The organism is Aphanothece stagnina RSMan2012 (assembly GCF_046764815.1).
In the GTDB taxonomy this organism is placed as follows: domain Bacteria; phylum Cyanobacteriota; class Cyanobacteriia; order PCC-6307; family Cyanobiaceae; genus NIES-981.
In genome coordinates, this window is sequence record NZ_JBKOUC010000010.1 from 86,874 (window position 1) to 100,627 (window position 13,754).

Consider the following 13,754-nt stretch of genomic DNA (forward strand, 5'->3'; position numbering starts at 1 on the left):
AATGACCGCATGGGGGTGGAAGCCCCCCTTCAATGCCTCCGCCGCAACAAGTCTCAGCAAGACCTTCGCAAGACAGGATTGCCCGGCGGACAAATGCGCGGACAAAATTCTCGCCTCTCCGCTCCCTGCTGACCGCCGCCTTGGCCTCTTCAGCGGCATGGACCGTGAGCAAGCACTGGCTTTCGTCAGTCGTCTCTATGACGCCCAGGCAGCAGGGAACCTTCTCTGGTCTGACGCAGAACTGACATCAAGGTTCCTTTGCCAATGCAGTCGCACCGGCAGTCCGGAGACCCACCGCGCCTACGACAGGGAGCTGGGCCACCTGGCCGCATGGATGGCATTGAACTGCCCCGGGACGCCGCTGCGGATGCTCGACCCTTCCCGTGCTGAAGATGCGGTCGCTGATCTCCGCGATCTGGTGGAGGCCGGCACCCTGGCGCCACGGTCGTTCAATCGCCGGCTCTCGGCATGGTCCGCATTGTGGAGGTGGGCATCGGAACCGAACCGCTCCGGCGTCACCGGCATCGCCCGCAACGTCTGGCCCAGGCGTGCGCTGCTCCACGCGCCGAAGGTGGCGCGGGCACTGACTGAACCGGAGCTGGCCGCCGTCACCGGCACTGTGGCCGCCGCTGCTGCTGCCGGTGATCGCACCGCCCGCCGTGATCTGGTGATGCTCCGGGGCAGTTTCCTGCTCGGCGTCCGGGTGTCCGAGCTGCGGTCCCTGCGCTGGGGTGATGTGGAACCGGTCGAAGGTGGCGGCCTCGTGAGCATCCGCAACGGCAAGGGAGGGAAGGCCCGCACCATCCGGGTGAGCACCGAAACCCTGGCGCTGCTCGAGAGCCTGGGCCGTGGTGATGCCGACGCCTGGCTGTTCCCGAATCCAGCGGGCACGGCACCGCTCAGCCGGCAGGCCATCGCGGACCGGTTCAGCCGCTGGGGCAAGAAGGCCGGGGTCCACCTCCACCCTCACCGTCTGCGCCACAGCCATGCCACCTCGGCCATCCGTGCCGGGTGTGATGTTTTCGTGCTCAGCGCCACCCTGGGGCACAGCAGCACCGCCACCACCGCCCACTACGTCGCCAGCAACCCTGCCGACAGTTCCTCGCTGAGGCTCGGATAAATAGCGATCCCAGTCATAGGCCCCTTCAGTCTTGATAAGAATTATGTGTCATCCGGGCCAATGTCTAACTAGAGCAATGCAAGATTAGGGAAGCATTATCCATTGAACATGGGACTGGCTACTAAATTGCGCGGGGTCCCTGCGTCTCTGATTCGCCTTTCAATAGCATGCTCGTGCCTGGCTGGAATCGCAGATGCTGCGCCACAAGGACTCACGCAGCAATGGGCGGAAATCTGCAAGATGCAAAATCCTGGCATGCCGATTCTCGTCCCTTCATGCATACAGGGACAGTCCGCTGCCTACCAGACGTTTACTCGCCACGCGACAAATCCCAGACTCCGCAACTATTGCATTCAGCAGTACGGGTATGATTATCAGATGGCACTCTATTGCTACAGGGTCAATGTGCGGGGAGCCGGCAACTAGTTAGCTATGGGCTGCGACACGTCGGGGGCTCCTGATCAGGCACTCCATGCCACGGGGGGCGACGGTCCGAACCAGACTTATCGCAAAGAAAAGCGCCCCCTTTGACTCCACCCGCCGGGGGCACTTCTGATCGGTGACGCCCATAGGTTGCAGCCCTACCGGAACCCCAGGCCGTCGGGGTCATCCTCCAGGCCGGGCTCCTCGACCGGCTCCAGGTGCAGGGTCACGGGCCGCCGTTCTGGGGGCTCATCAACATCTGGGGCCACCCACTCCACACCGAAGCTCAGCCTCAGCCGCCACACGCAAAAAACAGCGGAGATCAGCTCCATCAGGCGGGGCCGACGATCAGCACCTCTCCGCGCCATTCACCAGCGTCAGCCGTCAGCAGCAGACCCTGGGGCAACAGCGTCAGCGCCATGGTCCGCCCGCCCTCCAGTGCCCGCAGCGCCCGGTTCAATCCGGCTGCGGTGACCACGGTTTGGCCCAGGTGCGGCTGATTCGGCAGGAGCGGCCACTGCAGCCAGCCAGCTTCGCCGCAACGTGGCCCCTCGGCCCGCTTGCCGGTGGTGGTTCCCAATGCCCGCAGGGTGATGCCCGGTGCATCTGGGCCGCCATGGACGCCCACCCACGGGCACCGGTCCGGCGTGGCCGCCTTGAACAACGCCCTCACGGCTGCCGCCGGCACCATCAGCGGCTCTGGGGCAGACCCTGGGCAGGTGATCCGGCAGGCCGTGCCCTTGCCCAGGGCCAGCAATTCGAGCCCGTCATCCTTCCCCGTCACCTGAACCCAGCAGCGGCGCGAATCAGTCGGGTGGCCGCAGAACTGGGACGCAACCTCCAGGGGTGCTGATGGAATCTCCGCCAGCAGTGATGTTGCACAGCGGGATGCGGTGAATGTCATAAACATCGGCGGGGCAATCTATCTGTAACGTTGCCCCCCGCACATGCCGGAGCACCTCGTCACCCGTGTCGGGTCAGATGATCCGCTCGCATCCGCTCAATCCCGCCGCGTCGATCGGGCCTTGGCGGATGCCGACCTCGCCCACCTCAACCGCGAGGACTTCGAGGCCATCGACGTGCCCATCGCTGAGGTGCGCCAATGAGCCCCGCGCCCGCTGCCATGGCCGCCATGGCCGAAAGGCTCTGGGAGTCGGGCGGCACTGTCATCGCTGACACCGCCCTCCACACCGGACGCTGGCGGAAGGTTGCAACCCTCCAGGCCACCGTTTTCGACGCCGCCACGGTGTCCGCTGTCTTCGGCCTCGGCGGTGTTTCCGTTGCCGCTGGCGTGGAGATCTCCGGCCTGTTCACCGCCGTGAAGCTCACTTCCGGCGCCGTCGTCGCATACCTGTAACGCCATGCCTTCTCAGTACGACCCAGCCTTGATGGCCAAGACCATGGCCGAAGCATCCGAGGAGCGTCGGGTGGCTCAGCAGGTGAAACAACGCCTCGCTGATCTTCATTCGCCCCTCGTGAATCAGTGGCTCCAGAAGGCCCGCCACGGGGCCTACACACCGCCGAATCCCTTCGCGGACTCCACCCTCGCCGCCCGTGCCGTTGTCCTGGAACTGGTGGCCAAGGATGAAGCCCTCGGCCTCGCCCTGGCCCGTGCTGCCGGCAAGGAACAGGAGTTCGGCCTCGCCGTTGAGGAGCACCTCCAGAAGCGGGAGCAGCAGGCTGCCATCGCCGCTCGGCATGACAACCTCCGCGCCAAGACCGAGGCCATGCGCAAAGCCCGGCTTGCCCACCAGAACGCCATGAGCCGGCTCCACACCCATGGCCGCCGTGATCCGTTCACCGGGAGCTGGGTCTGATGGGCATCGGTTCTTACAACATCGGGCGATACATGAATCCACGAGTCGCCCCACGGCATCCGGTTCTTGGCTGGCTGAGCGTCGATCGCGCTGATCACGGCGCGGGGTGGGACATTTGCCACGAGCACGGCACCGCCAACTGCCCGGAGGCGAAGGCGGCGGCCCTGGCCTGGCTCGCCAGCCGGGCCAACCGCCCCTGCTACCGGCCCCAGGTTGAGGACCACATCCAAAAGCTGCGCAAGGAGGCCGGCCAGATCCGTCAATCCCACGCGGCGGTGATCGAACGGATCGAAGCAATCGAGGCCGAAGCTGATCAGCTCGCGGCAGCGGTAACTGATCTTCCGTCCGAGCTGCCATGAACCATCGCGGCCGCATCTTCAACCCGCCGCCTGATGCCCGCTGGGACTTCTATCGCCCGGCGGTCAGGGCATGGGAGGAGAAGCTCGGCATCGGCAGCGGTGGCGGCTTGCTCGGTTTCGCCAAGCAGGACAGCCCCAAGGCCAGCGCCGAGCAGATCGCCAGATACAGAGAGTTTGGCCACCGCTGGAGGCGAGAACTCAACCCGCACTACTGGGCCGCATGGGACAGCCTGAAGGCCGCCGCCATCGCTGAAGGCCGACGATGGGAAGGCGCCAAAGATCCGCTGTGGGACGAAACCTTCCCCGCTGGTGTGCCCGTCTACCTCGACGGTGTTGACGATGCTTGAAACCATGCCCTCATCAACCCTGATCGACCTCCAGCGCCGGGTGCGCGAGGCCATCGCCACCACGTCGGAACTCACCGCAGACCAGCGCCTCGCCGTGCTGATCGCCGTTGAACGCGCATGGACGGAGGCCGGCATCTGATGCCCACAAAGGCCCGAGCCAGGCAGCGCGTTGACTGGGCCTTTGCCGAGCTGGTGCAGGGTCGCGCCATTCCGCACGTCGTGACGGATCTGACGCAACGGTGGGGGATCAAGCGGCGCCAGGCCCAGCGTGATGTGCGGGCCGCTTACCTCCAGCTCGTTGAGGAGGTGAACGCCGTGGGCGATCGTGAGGCCCTGCTGGCTCAGGCGGTGGTGTCGTTGCAGCAGGCCACTCAGGCAGCCCTTAAGGCCGGCCAGGCGGCGTGGGTGGTGGGCTGCATCCGCCAGCTTGACGATCTCTTGGGCCTCGGCATCAACCACCCGGGCCGGCCAGCTCCACCCAATCAGTACGGTCGGCGGTAAGCAGTACCACAACCAGACTTGAAAGAGGTTTATTGCTCGCAACTGACGCTAGAGGCATAATCCGGGCATGAAAACGCCACCGCCACCGCCACCACTCCCGCCAGAGGGTACTGTTCCTGGTGAACCCGCCGATGACAAGCCCGCAGGCCAGGCAGATTTAGTACCACCGCCGAGCAATCAATTAGCAAAGAGAGCTTCCCCTGGAGTCCGTTATTTTAGAAACCCGCAGAATAATCATAAGGTGTATCCAAGCAACTTTGCAATTGTTGCTGGTGCATTCTTCTTCGGGCCTATTTTTTTCTTGTGTATTGGCGAAGTAGGCCATGCCCTTGCCAACTTGCTATTGGGCCTATTATTGTGGTTGATCTTTCTGGGCTGGATAGTATGGATAGCCTATGCAATCGCTGCGCCAAGTATTGTGCGCAATAAGTGGCTGATGCGAGGATACGTTGAGGAGAGATAGCAATCAGGTTCTGCCTGGCTCACGATTGATATGCGCTTGATTTCTAGCGTGGCCTCTCTGGGCATAAGGCCTGTTACGACTGCCCCCCCCCCTCTCTCCATCTCTTTGGGTCCATCGGTAAATCAAGTGGTTAGAACCGCTTGGCCCCAATGGTTCTGGGCGCTTTGTCTACCGAAGTGTGGGTGTGCAGGTAGGGGGGCTCAGACGCGCAGGCTCTCCATCAATGCTTGGCCCGATGTGGTGAGCCGGTAGCCGTGGCCATGCCGCCGGATGACCTTCTCGCCGCGGAGCTGGTTTAGTGCGTTGTAGACCGACTGCTGAGGCCTCCCCGTCACGCGGATCAGCTCACCTGGCGCTGTGCTGGCCTTGACCAGCAGTTGTGTGTGCAGCGCCACCAGCACCTGGTCGGTGCAGTTCTGGAACAGATGCCCCTCGGTCACACACAGGCGACCGCCGCGCAGCAAGTAGGCGAACCGCCTGTAGTCCGCACCTCGCAGCTTCAGCACATGCCACAGGCGCAGCTTGGTGCCGTCAGCCTGCTGCCTGGCTTCGATCATGTGGATCACGCTGGGCACCTCTTGGAAGGCTGGATGGCCGCCGATTCCCTTCAGATCAGCCGTGCCCGCGCGGGTGGTGTGGTGTGCGACCCAAAGCGCGCAGTATCGACATACGACCTGCTTCAGCAACCGTAGGTAGGTCTCGATGGGGCCTACGCCAACGTTGATGCCGGCGCCGCGCAGCACAGCGTTGGCGGTGTCGATCATCACCACACACACATCACCTTGGGCCAGGCGCTTTGCCAGCCGATCGAGGTTCGGAAGGCTGACATTCCAAGCCCGTTCCCCGGTTTCTTCGTTTTGGGCCCAGATCTCCACGTCAGCGCCGCGTTCCTCGGCTTGTAGGTCTTCGAGGTAGCTCCCCCACATGCTGTAGGCCGTGGCTTCGCCATCGGAGGCGATCACAAGGGCGGTGTTACGTGGATCGTTGGCAGGATCGGTGCGGGGTGCTTCGTGGTCGAGGAAACCACGATCTCGTGCGCTGTAGACCACTGCCAGCTCTGCCAAAGCAGTGGTCTTCCCTCCAGCGCCATCAGAAACCAGCAGGTGCAGATCACGGTCAAGGCCGAAGCCTGGGAGCTGCTGCCGGAGACCGGTGCCTTCCTTGGCTTTGCCGAACACCCGCCCGCGCACTGCCTTGTAGGAGCCGCCGGTGGAGAGCTGGTAACCGTGCAGCTCGGCCCAGTGGAAAAGAACCCGCTCCTGGGCACGGTCACGAGCTACGCCTAGGCGGTACAGGGAGGCGTAGAAGGCATCAATCTGGTTGTGATCGTCTGCCAGCGTGGCGGCCATGAGACCTTCGACGGCAGCCTGAATCAGCTCTGCCGTAGTTGCTTTCTGCTCCTGGCCCTGTGCTGTTACGGCTTTCGGGAATGCCTCTTGCGACTGTTTACGCCTGGGAGCATCAAGCCGCTTCAGCTCGGCTTTGAGCGTGGTGCTGTACCAGCCATCCTGGGCTCTCGATGGGCTGAAGAGACTGTCTGGGGCTAATACTCTGAGAGTAATTAACCTCTCCCAGGCATCACGTTCCTTAGTCATGAAATGGCCTCCAGATCGCGACCTGTTGGCGCAGGCTGAAGCCATTGGATCTTGCAACTTCCACTAGGGCGAACAGCAATGCTGCTTCTGCAAGAGCTTGTCGCTCGGTTGAGGCGAGGTCTGAAGGCAATACAATCTCAGCAGAAGTCTTCCCAAGCTCTCCTACGCCGGCCTGGGAGCCGGTAGCATGATCATGCTGAATCACGGTGGCCTCCGTTTTCAGCGGGCGACTGCCATTCCCTTCGAGAAGGTTTCTACCTCGCTCGCGGGGACATGGTGCATCTCAGTGAAACTGGCTTCTGTAGCCTCGGGGTGCCACTGCAATTTCCCGGTAGAAAGACCGGCGAAGCGGTAGTCACGCCCTTGCTGAAAGGGTGATCGCGCAGATCGACGTAGCTTGAGCAGCGTTTGAGGATGCACCCCAAGGCGCTCAGCCATGGCGGTGGTACCAACCCAACTGGGTTTCATAACTGGGATCGCGCCTGCTAAGCGCGAGGGAAGCCATGTCTGTCCTCCGTTTGGAGCAGAGCGTCTTGCCAGCGCCGAGCTGCTTTCAGCAGTTTCTGCCACTTGAGAGCATCGCTGCCGCCGTAGCTGAAGTGCTCGTCAATTGGGACAAGCCCGTTGCGAGTGAGGCGGCGAATGAAACCTGGCCATGCGGAGCGGACTACCCCACGGGGAAGCCGGTCAGTCTCCATGCCCGGAATAGGTGCATTAAGTGGGACAGGCTTGCGTTCTGGCTTGGCAGCTAGCTCCAAACTGAAGGTTGAATGGCTTGGGTGTTGCGCCGGGGCGACCGAAGTTGCTGATCGGGTCAACGAAAATACTCTAACCACTCCCACGGCTTCCGCAAGCTCTCGATCAATGCTTTCTTCGCTTCAAAGCGGAGAAGGCTGCGGCTGTAGTCCTGTCCGTGGCGGTTTCATACGCCCTGCTATGAGCTTGTAGTCCATGACCCATAGCCCTGCAAATCTGTGCTGTTTCGACACTCATACGGTGCGCCCGCACGCTGTAGGTATCACGGAAGCTGTATGCCCGTAGCCACAAGCCCTTCCTGCTGTATTTCTGCTGCAGAGCCTTCCACTCCGGCTGGCGCACCAGAAATTGCTGCACGAAGTGGCCATCAAGCTTTCGCTCCAACCCGTCCTGGCCCACGGGCAGCGGCAGCCGCCCTACGTCCATCGCTTCGGCCAGCTCCCAAGCCACCAGTCCCCCGTTCGCGTTCTCGAGAGGCAGAGGCTGCAGCCATCGCGGTTCCGTTTTGTTTGGACCGGACACCTTGCGGTAGGAGCACCACAGACCCACCTCTCCGTTGTCGCTGTATCGAGGCGTGAGGCACTGCAGCTCACACGGACGTAAGCCGTATTGCGTCAACAACCGCAGCACGTTCGCCCATCGTGGATTCCTAGCCTCGATCGCTGCGATCAGATCCAACAGCTCGACGTCGGTGAGCGTGGCTTTGGTCCGCTTCTCCGGCGGGCGCCCGCGCAGCTCCTGAATTGTGGTTTGGTCGATCCGCCAACTGGGTGGCATCCCGTGGCGTGCAACGGCATGATCCAGCCAGTTCCTCAATGCCAGGCAGCAGGCGAACCTGCTAGCGGGCTTTGCTTTCCACCGCTCCAGCGTCCGCTTCAGAAGCTCGTAGCCGTCGGCTGGAGGTGCAGGTTGCCTTAGCAGCCTCAGAGCCTCAAGAAGATAGGGCTCGTAGTTGGCCTTCCATGTCTTGGTGAGGATCTGGTTCCGGCCTTGCTGGAGAGACTCGCGGAACGAATCCACGATTCCCGGCCAGCTCTTTAGAACACGGTGAGATTGCTTGTCACTGGCACCCAACGCCTCGCGTAGGGCAGCTTGCAGGGTGACTTCGCCCAGCTTCCATGCCACGTAGGTGCGGTTGACCAGCAGAAGGGCATCAGCCACCTGATCTGGAGCCCAGTCAAACGGCAGTGCAGCCGATTGGCTTGGTACACCCTGACCACGCACCTTCAGCCGGATGCGCCCTTTGTCCTCGCTGACAGTCCAGCCCTTGCGCCCCTCTCGAACCATCTGGCGGAAGCCGTCCTCCCATGTGGCGGAACGGCGGACAGAAGCTGGCACTCAGCGGACAAACCGGCGGACAAATGAATCTTCCAGGGGTTTCGTGAGTTTGTCAAAGCTTCCCAAAACTCACTGTGGGGACTAGGGTTCTGGTGTTCTTCTCAGCGTTGTCCCACGTGGAAGGAGCCCCTATCACCCAAATGACCCATGGGGCCTGGAAGGGCCCTTTCACATGTCTGGCGCCGGAGAGGGTTTCAGTGTGTTTCCCCGGGTCAGCGGAGCTGGGGTCTCACCGGCCGCGCTTCCCGTACAACCCAGAGAAGAAGCAGGGAGAGCAGGGCGCTGAAATAGCACCACACCGAGCTGAAGGCGTGGAGGTAACTCACCTGGGCCAGGGCAAAGGCCGCGATCAGCGCCGCGGCGAACCACGTCAGCCTGCGCGAACCGGTGAGGATCAACGGCAGGCTGATGACCAGCCCGTACACCAGAGTTCCCACCTCGTGGCTCACCAGCCCATGGCCCGGAAGGACGGGGAGGTAGTCGATCGACCCGCGCACCACGGTGGGATGGATGCGTCCGGGATCCAGCAGCAGCGGCAGCCACAGCCACAGGCCCATCGCCAGCCCCCCCGCCAGCATCAGCTGGCGCCCCCGCGGCTGGAACACAGGCCTGGAGTCCTGCCCGTAATGCAGGGCGCAGAAAGGAATCCAGGCCAGCCAGAAGGCGTGGGCGAAGAAGAGATAGGCCACGGCTGCGTTCCGCGTCAGCGGCTCCAGCTCACCGCCATCGAGGCCGATCCACACCAGCCCCTCCAGCGCCTGCTGCACGCCGAACAGCAGCGGGGACAGGGCCAGCGGCAGGAGATCCCACCGTCCCGAGCGACGGCAGTGCCGCGTGGTGGCGAGGCCGGCCGGGAGCAGCAAGCCGGCGGCGGCGAAACTCGCCGCACTTGAGAAACACATCCCAGCCGGTCTCCCTGAGTCGCAACAGTAACGACATGCCTCCAGCAGGCTTTCGCGTCAGCACCGCCAGTTCGGTGATGTGGATGCCCTGGTGATGTTCCGCCCTCTGGGGCAGGGGCCGGCCGCCTGAAGGTGGAGGGGCGGCCAGGATGGTGTCACCCCCTGCAAGGGCGACCTGGAAATCCTCTGCCTGGCTGAAACAGGGCTGCGCTGCACAGCGGCGCTGGTGGTGCGCTGATGCCCCCCGATCGACGGTCGCCCCACTGCCCTCCTCCGATCGCGGGGGAGGACGAGGCACCCTTGGTGGACCCGGGCCGGGGCCTGGGGTTGCGGCTGCTGGCCCTGCTGGGTGCCTTCTCCTTTCTGATGATCGGCCTCAGCAGCCTGGTCCCGCTGCTGCAGCCACCCCGCCCGCCGGCCAGGCCGGATCTGCATCGCCAGCCGGTGGCCTGAGCCGTCCGGGGGCGATCACCCCGCGCTGGGGTCTGTCGGCGGCTGCAGCCGCCGCTCCACCTGCAGAACAACCAGCCAAGCAGCACCGGCGCTGATGCCACCGGTCCAGTCGCTGCGCAGCAACGCCACGATCGTCACCGTGCTGGCGCCGATGCGGAGGCCCCGAAGCACGAAACGGCCCAGCGTCTCTGGCGTTGTGGGCATGGGCAGGGGGAATCTTTCGACCTCTGCAGCATCGCTCAGGATCCTTTCCGTACCCCGATCGGCCATGCAGGCGAAGGAGGATTCACGGCGAGCAGCAGGCCGACCGTGAAGAATGTTCTCCTGTGCCGACAATCCTCAAGGTGATCGCGACAGGATGCCTGCCTTGGCCGGATGTTCTCGGGAATGAGGAGCTTGTGCTGCAACCTCAGGCCAGGATCCTGAGGCCGGGTCAGCCCTTGTGATCCATGGGGTGCTTCGGCTCGGAGAGAGCCGGTCACCATGGTGGCAGGCTTGAACAGATCTGGGGAGGAGAAAGTTCATGGGTCATCCTGTCGCGATGGAGACCATGCGGATGGGTCTGGCTGGGATTTCGATCGAGGTGCCTAAGGAGCCCCCATCTCCGGAAGATTGCCCTGTACAGAGCCGGATCGAATGCGCCGACGGATTTTGGGCCATCGATGTCTGGAAAGACGGGACATGTGTGAGCAGCCATGGGCCTGAAACATTCACAACGGCTCTCTTCCGTGCTCTGATGAAGGACAACCTGGGTGATGTGCATCCCGATGAGATCGTGCTGCGCTGGATGAGCTGAACCCCCTGCCGCAGAGCCCGGCTGGCTGCCGACTCGGCGCTTTGCTGGAGTTCTCGGCTCGGGGCGGTCATCCGATGCAGCCTCAACCTGTCTGTCCTTCACGGATCCCGTGACCTCACCACCGTGCCCCATCTGCGCCCTGCACCGCGATGGCGTCATGGCCGCCTTCGAGATCGCCCGCAGCCCCCTCTGGCTGCTGCGGCACCATCCCGACCCGGCCCCCCTGCCGGGCTGGCTGCTGCTCGATGCCCTTCGCCACCTTCCGGGCCCCATGGCCTTCGATGACGCGGAAGCCTCCGATTGGGGCCGGGCGGTGCGCCAGGCCAGCGCGCTGGTGCAGCGGCTCACCGGTTGTGAGCGCGTGTATGCCGTGGCCTTCGGCGAGGGGGCGCCCCACCTGCATCTGCACCTCATCCCCCGCCACCAGGGCCATGACGCCACGGCTGCCTGGCGTGTGGCCGATCACTACCGGGCCGTGGCAGCGGGCACGCACCCGCCCGTCGATCCCCAGCGGGTGCGGGACCTGGTGGCCCGCGGCCGGGACCTGGTGGATTGGCCCCAGGTGCCCCACTCCGGGGGGTGATCCGGCGTCACGTCACCCAGCAACCAGGCCCTGGCGAGGGACCTCATGGCCCGGGCCCAGCGGCTGCGGCTGATGGTGAGCCTGGAGATGCTCGGCGACATCTCCACCTGCCAGGCCTATCCCCCTGCGGCGATCAGCCGAGCGACACGATCGGCAGCCTCGAACGGGCCTTGCTGGTGGCTGTCACCGATGGGCTGTCAGCGAGGGGCTGGCGGCGGTGTTGAAGGTGCTCTGAGCTCAGGATGGCGTCGCCTTCGCTCTGCGCTGTAAGCCCACCAGGGCCGGGCCGGTTCACCGTCCAGGAAGCGGGTGATCCCGATGAACACATCCAGCACGCAGGGGTCCTGGCGGCAGCCGCGCAGCCGGCCCAAGCGGTGGTAAAGAGCCAGGGGATCAGCGCCGATCAGGTCCGCAGGCACCTGATAGCCCAGCGCGGCCAGCGCATGAGCTACGGCAGGCCCCACGTTGGGCAGATCGAGGAGCGTGGCGAGGTGGTCGCGGCGGCAACGGGAAGGGTGCATGGCGCATGCGGGAGCGTGGGCCTGCAACATCGCCAGGCTGCTGAACTGGCTGGCCCAGTGAGCCGCTCGTGTGCGGAACGAGAGCCTTTGGCCACGAGGGGAATCGCGAAAGGGAGATGAGGTGCACAGTCCTTGGCTTCCTCCAGCGATTCAACCCGTGGAAGTTAAAGAGCTAGGCGAGTGCAGTTGCAAGCGCACTGCCATTCAGCACGCCCCCGATTCCACCTGCGAGGGTGCTCGCAACTTGAGAGGAAGATATTCCGCCAAAGAAGCCTTGGCCTGTAAAGCTTGAGCGCGTGAAATCAATCTTGGCAAAAGTGGTTCCAAAGTTGCCTAGGAAAACGTCTTTGCACATCTTTATGGGCACGATGGTTTGCAGGTTGAAGGCAATTGCTTCGGTTCCATTGAACGATTCAATGGATGGATCCCGAAAGCTGATGATTCCCTGAAGGCGTTTGGCGTTGAATTCTGTGGCGATCTTGTTATTCTTCTTGAGTACAATCGCTCTTCCCCTGGCGACGAGCTCAAGTTCGAATCTGAGGTTTAAGTCTGTTTCGCCTGAGATGTCTTTCAGCTGACCCTTGACAAAAGCGGAGAAGCGCTTGCCCTTGATATTGAGATCGGTTTTGACGCGTCGGAGGACTCTGGAGCCGTCGGTGCCGGGGATGGAATTGAATAAGTCTCGGACGGCTAGCCGTAGAGGATTCTTTGCTTGTTCGTCGTAAAGCCTGCCGTCACAACGAAAGAATCTGGGGTCAGACATGGATGGGTTTGCGGAGTTCTTTTTAATCAAGCCTAATATCTTTTGATTGATGGCGCCATCGATAATGAGTTTTCTTAATGAGGCATTCGCTCGGTCTCGTGGGGCTGCGGCTGACCTGCCGGACTCAAGGATCCATGACGAAAAGTTCAATTGGGCCTGGAGGGTTTCGGGCCGCGCTGAATGTCAGGCCCAGGCCACTGTCTTCAGCCGCGCGGCCGCCTCTCAAGGACTCCTTCCCCCGATGTTGGCAGCAGCTGCCTCTCCCGGATCCCGCCGAATCCCCATGGCCCTGAGGGGGCAGGGTCGGTTCGAGATCACATGGCCGATGCCGAGGAGCTGCAACGCGGCACGCCTTCTGCAATCACGGCACTGGTCTGCGCTGGCCAGAGACCGGGCGTAGGCTCCACCTCCTCGGGTTCTCGTCGTGACAGAGCTGATGCATGCGGTCAAGGCCGATGACCTTGACGCGGTCCGGGCCTGTCTCGCTCAAGGCGCTGATGTGAACCAGGCCGATGCCGCCGGGGACTGGCCCGTGATTTTTGCGGCCTATCTGGGGCATACCCGGATCCTGCAGGTCTTGCTCGAGGCCGGTGCCGATCTGACGGTGCTGGACCCCGGCATGAAGGCGACGGCGTTGCATGCCGCGGCCTATGCAGGCCACGCCGAGGCCTGTCGGCTGTTGATTGCGCACGGAATCAGCCTCAATCAGCAGGGGCCCAGCAATGGCTACACAGCCCTGCATGATGCTGTCTGGCAATCCAATCTGGAGGCGGCCGCCGTGATCGTGGAGGCTGGAGCGGATCTCACGATCCGATCCCGCAGCCACCAGACCCCTCTGGACCTGGCCAGGTCCAGCCGCACCGCCCAGGCTGACAAGCTGGTGGCGCTGCTGGAGTCCAGGGAGATCCCAGGGCCCTAGTGCCGCCGGCTCCGGGGGCGTCTCCTGGCGGTGAACAAACCGCTGCTTCACCTTGTCAGGCCCCGACGCTGTGCCTAGAGGAAGAGAAGCGAAGGATG

21 protein-coding genes are annotated in these 13,754 nt (G+C 63.2%); 13 read left to right on the forward strand and 8 right to left on the reverse strand.

Going from position 1 to position 13,754, the window contains the following annotated elements; translation table 11 throughout:
- The first annotated feature begins 367 nt into the window (after positions 1 to 367).
- On the forward strand, positions 368 to 1,120 hold the full coding sequence (locus ACLNEE_RS08510; protein ID WP_412006989.1) for a tyrosine-type recombinase/integrase: 753 nt from the start codon (positions 368 to 370) through the stop codon (positions 1,118 to 1,120).
- 581 nt (positions 1,121 to 1,701) lie between these two features.
- Here the strand turns inward: ACLNEE_RS08510 and ACLNEE_RS08515 are convergent.
- The gene (locus tag ACLNEE_RS08515) at positions 1,702 to 1,875 is read right to left on the reverse strand and encodes a hypothetical protein (RefSeq protein WP_411423137.1); all 174 of its coding nucleotides are present in this window, start codon (positions 1,873 to 1,875) and stop codon (positions 1,702 to 1,704) included.
- The gene (locus ACLNEE_RS08520; RefSeq protein ID WP_411423138.1) at positions 1,875 to 2,447 is read right to left on the reverse strand and encodes a hypothetical protein; all 573 of its coding nucleotides are present in this window, start codon (positions 2,445 to 2,447) and stop codon (positions 1,875 to 1,877) included. The genes ACLNEE_RS08515 and ACLNEE_RS08520 overlap by 1 nt, the downstream gene beginning before the upstream one ends.
- A gap of 43 nt (positions 2,448 to 2,490) precedes the next feature.
- Here ACLNEE_RS08520 and ACLNEE_RS08525 point away from each other — a divergent pair, with 43 nt between their 5' ends.
- From ACLNEE_RS08525 to ACLNEE_RS08560, 8 genes are all read left to right on the forward strand, one after another.
- The gene (locus ACLNEE_RS08525) at positions 2,491 to 2,649 is read left to right on the forward strand and encodes a hypothetical protein (RefSeq protein ID WP_411423139.1); all 159 of its coding nucleotides are present in this window, start codon (positions 2,491 to 2,493) and stop codon (positions 2,647 to 2,649) included.
- Positions 2,646 to 2,900, forward strand: coding sequence for a hypothetical protein (locus tag ACLNEE_RS08530; RefSeq protein ID WP_411423140.1), 255 nt, complete (start codon positions 2,646 to 2,648; stop codon positions 2,898 to 2,900). The genes ACLNEE_RS08525 and ACLNEE_RS08530 overlap by 4 nt, the downstream gene beginning before the upstream one ends.
- A 43-nt stretch (positions 2,901 to 2,943) precedes the next feature.
- Positions 2,944 to 3,360 (forward strand): hypothetical protein, encoded by a 417-nt coding sequence (locus ACLNEE_RS08535; protein WP_412006990.1) that lies wholly within the window; start codon positions 2,944 to 2,946, stop codon positions 3,358 to 3,360.
- Entirely contained in the window at positions 3,360 to 3,719 is a 360-nt protein-coding gene (locus ACLNEE_RS08540) for a hypothetical protein (protein WP_412006991.1), read from the forward strand. The genes ACLNEE_RS08535 and ACLNEE_RS08540 overlap by 1 nt, the downstream gene beginning before the upstream one ends.
- Positions 3,716 to 4,066 carry a hypothetical protein gene (locus ACLNEE_RS08545; protein WP_411423143.1) on the forward strand — a complete coding sequence of 117 codons (351 nt, stop codon included), beginning with the start codon at positions 3,716 to 3,718 and terminating at the stop codon, positions 4,064 to 4,066. Before ACLNEE_RS08540 ends, ACLNEE_RS08545 begins: the two co-directional genes overlap by 4 nt.
- 4 nt (positions 4,067 to 4,070) lie before the next feature.
- The gene (locus ACLNEE_RS08550; RefSeq protein ID WP_412006992.1) at positions 4,071 to 4,205 is read left to right on the forward strand and encodes a hypothetical protein; all 135 of its coding nucleotides are present in this window, start codon (positions 4,071 to 4,073) and stop codon (positions 4,203 to 4,205) included.
- Positions 4,205 to 4,567 (forward strand): hypothetical protein, encoded by a 363-nt coding sequence (locus ACLNEE_RS08555; RefSeq protein WP_412006993.1) that lies wholly within the window; start codon positions 4,205 to 4,207, stop codon positions 4,565 to 4,567. The genes ACLNEE_RS08550 and ACLNEE_RS08555 overlap by 1 nt, the downstream gene beginning before the upstream one ends.
- A gap of 67 nt (positions 4,568 to 4,634) precedes the next feature.
- A complete protein-coding gene (locus ACLNEE_RS08560) occupies positions 4,635 to 5,030 on the forward strand; it encodes a hypothetical protein (RefSeq protein WP_411423146.1) in 396 nt (131 codons plus the stop codon).
- A 200-nt stretch (positions 5,031 to 5,230) separates the two neighbouring features.
- Here the strand turns inward: ACLNEE_RS08560 and ACLNEE_RS08565 are convergent, their stop codons facing one another.
- The 3 genes from ACLNEE_RS08565 to ACLNEE_RS08575 form a co-directional block, all read right to left on the reverse strand.
- Positions 5,231 to 6,625, reverse strand: a complete 1,395-nt coding sequence (locus ACLNEE_RS08565; RefSeq protein ID WP_411423147.1) for a hypothetical protein — start codon at positions 6,623 to 6,625, stop codon at positions 5,231 to 5,233.
- A gap of 861 nt (positions 6,626 to 7,486) precedes the next feature.
- Entirely contained in the window at positions 7,487 to 8,542 is a 1,056-nt protein-coding gene (locus tag ACLNEE_RS08570) for a hypothetical protein (protein ID WP_411423148.1), read from the reverse strand.
- A 389-nt stretch (positions 8,543 to 8,931) separates the two neighbouring features.
- Positions 8,932 to 9,621 carry a DUF6629 family protein gene (locus tag ACLNEE_RS08575; RefSeq protein WP_411423149.1) on the reverse strand — a complete coding sequence of 230 codons (690 nt, stop codon included), beginning with the start codon at positions 9,619 to 9,621 and terminating at the stop codon, positions 8,932 to 8,934.
- A gap of 237 nt (positions 9,622 to 9,858) precedes the next feature.
- Here ACLNEE_RS08575 and ACLNEE_RS08580 point away from each other — a divergent pair, with 237 nt between their 5' ends.
- Positions 9,859 to 10,074, forward strand: coding sequence for a hypothetical protein (locus ACLNEE_RS08580; RefSeq protein WP_411423150.1), 216 nt, complete (start codon positions 9,859 to 9,861; stop codon positions 10,072 to 10,074).
- 15 nt (positions 10,075 to 10,089) lie between these two features.
- Here the strand turns inward: ACLNEE_RS08580 and ACLNEE_RS08585 are convergent, their stop codons facing one another.
- Positions 10,090 to 10,278: a hypothetical protein gene (locus ACLNEE_RS08585; protein ID WP_412006994.1), complete on the reverse strand. Its 189-nt coding sequence runs from the start codon at positions 10,276 to 10,278 to the stop codon at positions 10,090 to 10,092.
- A gap of 319 nt (positions 10,279 to 10,597) precedes the next feature.
- On the opposite strand from ACLNEE_RS08585, the gene ACLNEE_RS08590 reads away from it, so the two are divergent.
- Entirely contained in the window at positions 10,598 to 10,870 is a 273-nt protein-coding gene (locus ACLNEE_RS08590; RefSeq protein ID WP_411423152.1) for a hypothetical protein, read from the forward strand.
- A gap of 109 nt (positions 10,871 to 10,979) precedes the next feature.
- On the forward strand, positions 10,980 to 11,453 hold the full coding sequence (locus tag ACLNEE_RS08595) for an HIT family protein (RefSeq protein WP_411423153.1): 474 nt from the start codon (positions 10,980 to 10,982) through the stop codon (positions 11,451 to 11,453).
- Between the two features lie 197 nt (positions 11,454 to 11,650).
- Here ACLNEE_RS08595 and ACLNEE_RS08600 read toward each other — a convergent pair whose 3' ends face one another.
- Together ACLNEE_RS08600 and ACLNEE_RS08605 are read right to left on the reverse strand one after the other, a co-directional pair.
- Positions 11,651 to 11,974, reverse strand: coding sequence for a helix-hairpin-helix domain-containing protein (locus tag ACLNEE_RS08600; RefSeq protein WP_411423154.1), 324 nt, complete (start codon positions 11,972 to 11,974; stop codon positions 11,651 to 11,653).
- Between the two features lie 172 nt (positions 11,975 to 12,146).
- A complete protein-coding gene (locus ACLNEE_RS08605; RefSeq protein ID WP_411423155.1) occupies positions 12,147 to 12,737 on the reverse strand; it encodes a hypothetical protein in 591 nt (196 codons plus the stop codon).
- Positions 12,738 to 13,161: 424 nt separating this feature from the next.
- Here ACLNEE_RS08605 and ACLNEE_RS08610 point away from each other — a divergent pair, with 424 nt between their 5' ends.
- The gene (locus ACLNEE_RS08610) at positions 13,162 to 13,656 is read left to right on the forward strand and encodes an ankyrin repeat domain-containing protein (protein WP_411423156.1); all 495 of its coding nucleotides are present in this window, start codon (positions 13,162 to 13,164) and stop codon (positions 13,654 to 13,656) included.
- Positions 13,657 to 13,754 lie beyond the last annotated feature (98 nt).

Coding starts and splice junctions, on each gene's coding strand:
- ACLNEE_RS08565 (WP_411423147.1), bottom strand. CDS start 6,625: ATGACTAAGGAACGTGATGCCTGGGAGAGGTTAATTACTCTCAGAGTA.
- ACLNEE_RS08530 (WP_411423140.1), top strand. CDS start 2,646: ATGAGCCCCGCGCCCGCTGCCATGGCCGCCATGGCCGAAAGGCTCTGG.
- ACLNEE_RS08550 (WP_412006992.1), top strand. CDS start 4,071: ATGCCCTCATCAACCCTGATCGACCTCCAGCGCCGGGTGCGCGAGGCC.
- ACLNEE_RS08545 (WP_411423143.1), top strand. CDS start 3,716: ATGAACCATCGCGGCCGCATCTTCAACCCGCCGCCTGATGCCCGCTGG.
- ACLNEE_RS08515 (WP_411423137.1), bottom strand. CDS start 1,875: ATGGAGCTGATCTCCGCTGTTTTTTGCGTGTGGCGGCTGAGGCTGAGC.
- ACLNEE_RS08560 (WP_411423146.1), top strand. CDS start 4,635: ATGAAAACGCCACCGCCACCGCCACCACTCCCGCCAGAGGGTACTGTT.
- ACLNEE_RS08585 (WP_412006994.1), bottom strand. CDS start 10,278: ATGCCCACAACGCCAGAGACGCTGGGCCGTTTCGTGCTTCGGGGCCTC.
- ACLNEE_RS08525 (WP_411423139.1), top strand. CDS start 2,491: ATGCCGGAGCACCTCGTCACCCGTGTCGGGTCAGATGATCCGCTCGCA.
- ACLNEE_RS08605 (WP_411423155.1), bottom strand. CDS start 12,737: ATGTCTGACCCCAGATTCTTTCGTTGTGACGGCAGGCTTTACGACGAA.
- ACLNEE_RS08540 (WP_412006991.1), top strand. CDS start 3,360: ATGGGCATCGGTTCTTACAACATCGGGCGATACATGAATCCACGAGTC.
- ACLNEE_RS08520 (WP_411423138.1), bottom strand. CDS start 2,447: ATGACATTCACCGCATCCCGCTGTGCAACATCACTGCTGGCGGAGATT.
- ACLNEE_RS08555 (WP_412006993.1), top strand. CDS start 4,205: ATGCCCACAAAGGCCCGAGCCAGGCAGCGCGTTGACTGGGCCTTTGCC.
- ACLNEE_RS08510 (WP_412006989.1), top strand. CDS start 368: ATGCTCGACCCTTCCCGTGCTGAAGATGCGGTCGCTGATCTCCGCGAT.
- ACLNEE_RS08600 (WP_411423154.1), bottom strand. CDS start 11,974: ATGCACCCTTCCCGTTGCCGCCGCGACCACCTCGCCACGCTCCTCGAT.
- ACLNEE_RS08590 (WP_411423152.1), top strand. CDS start 10,598: ATGGGTCATCCTGTCGCGATGGAGACCATGCGGATGGGTCTGGCTGGG.
- ACLNEE_RS08575 (WP_411423149.1), bottom strand. CDS start 9,621: ATGTGTTTCTCAAGTGCGGCGAGTTTCGCCGCCGCCGGCTTGCTGCTC.
- ACLNEE_RS08580 (WP_411423150.1), top strand. CDS start 9,859: ATGCCCCCCGATCGACGGTCGCCCCACTGCCCTCCTCCGATCGCGGGG.
- ACLNEE_RS08535 (WP_412006990.1), top strand. CDS start 2,944: ATGGCCGAAGCATCCGAGGAGCGTCGGGTGGCTCAGCAGGTGAAACAA.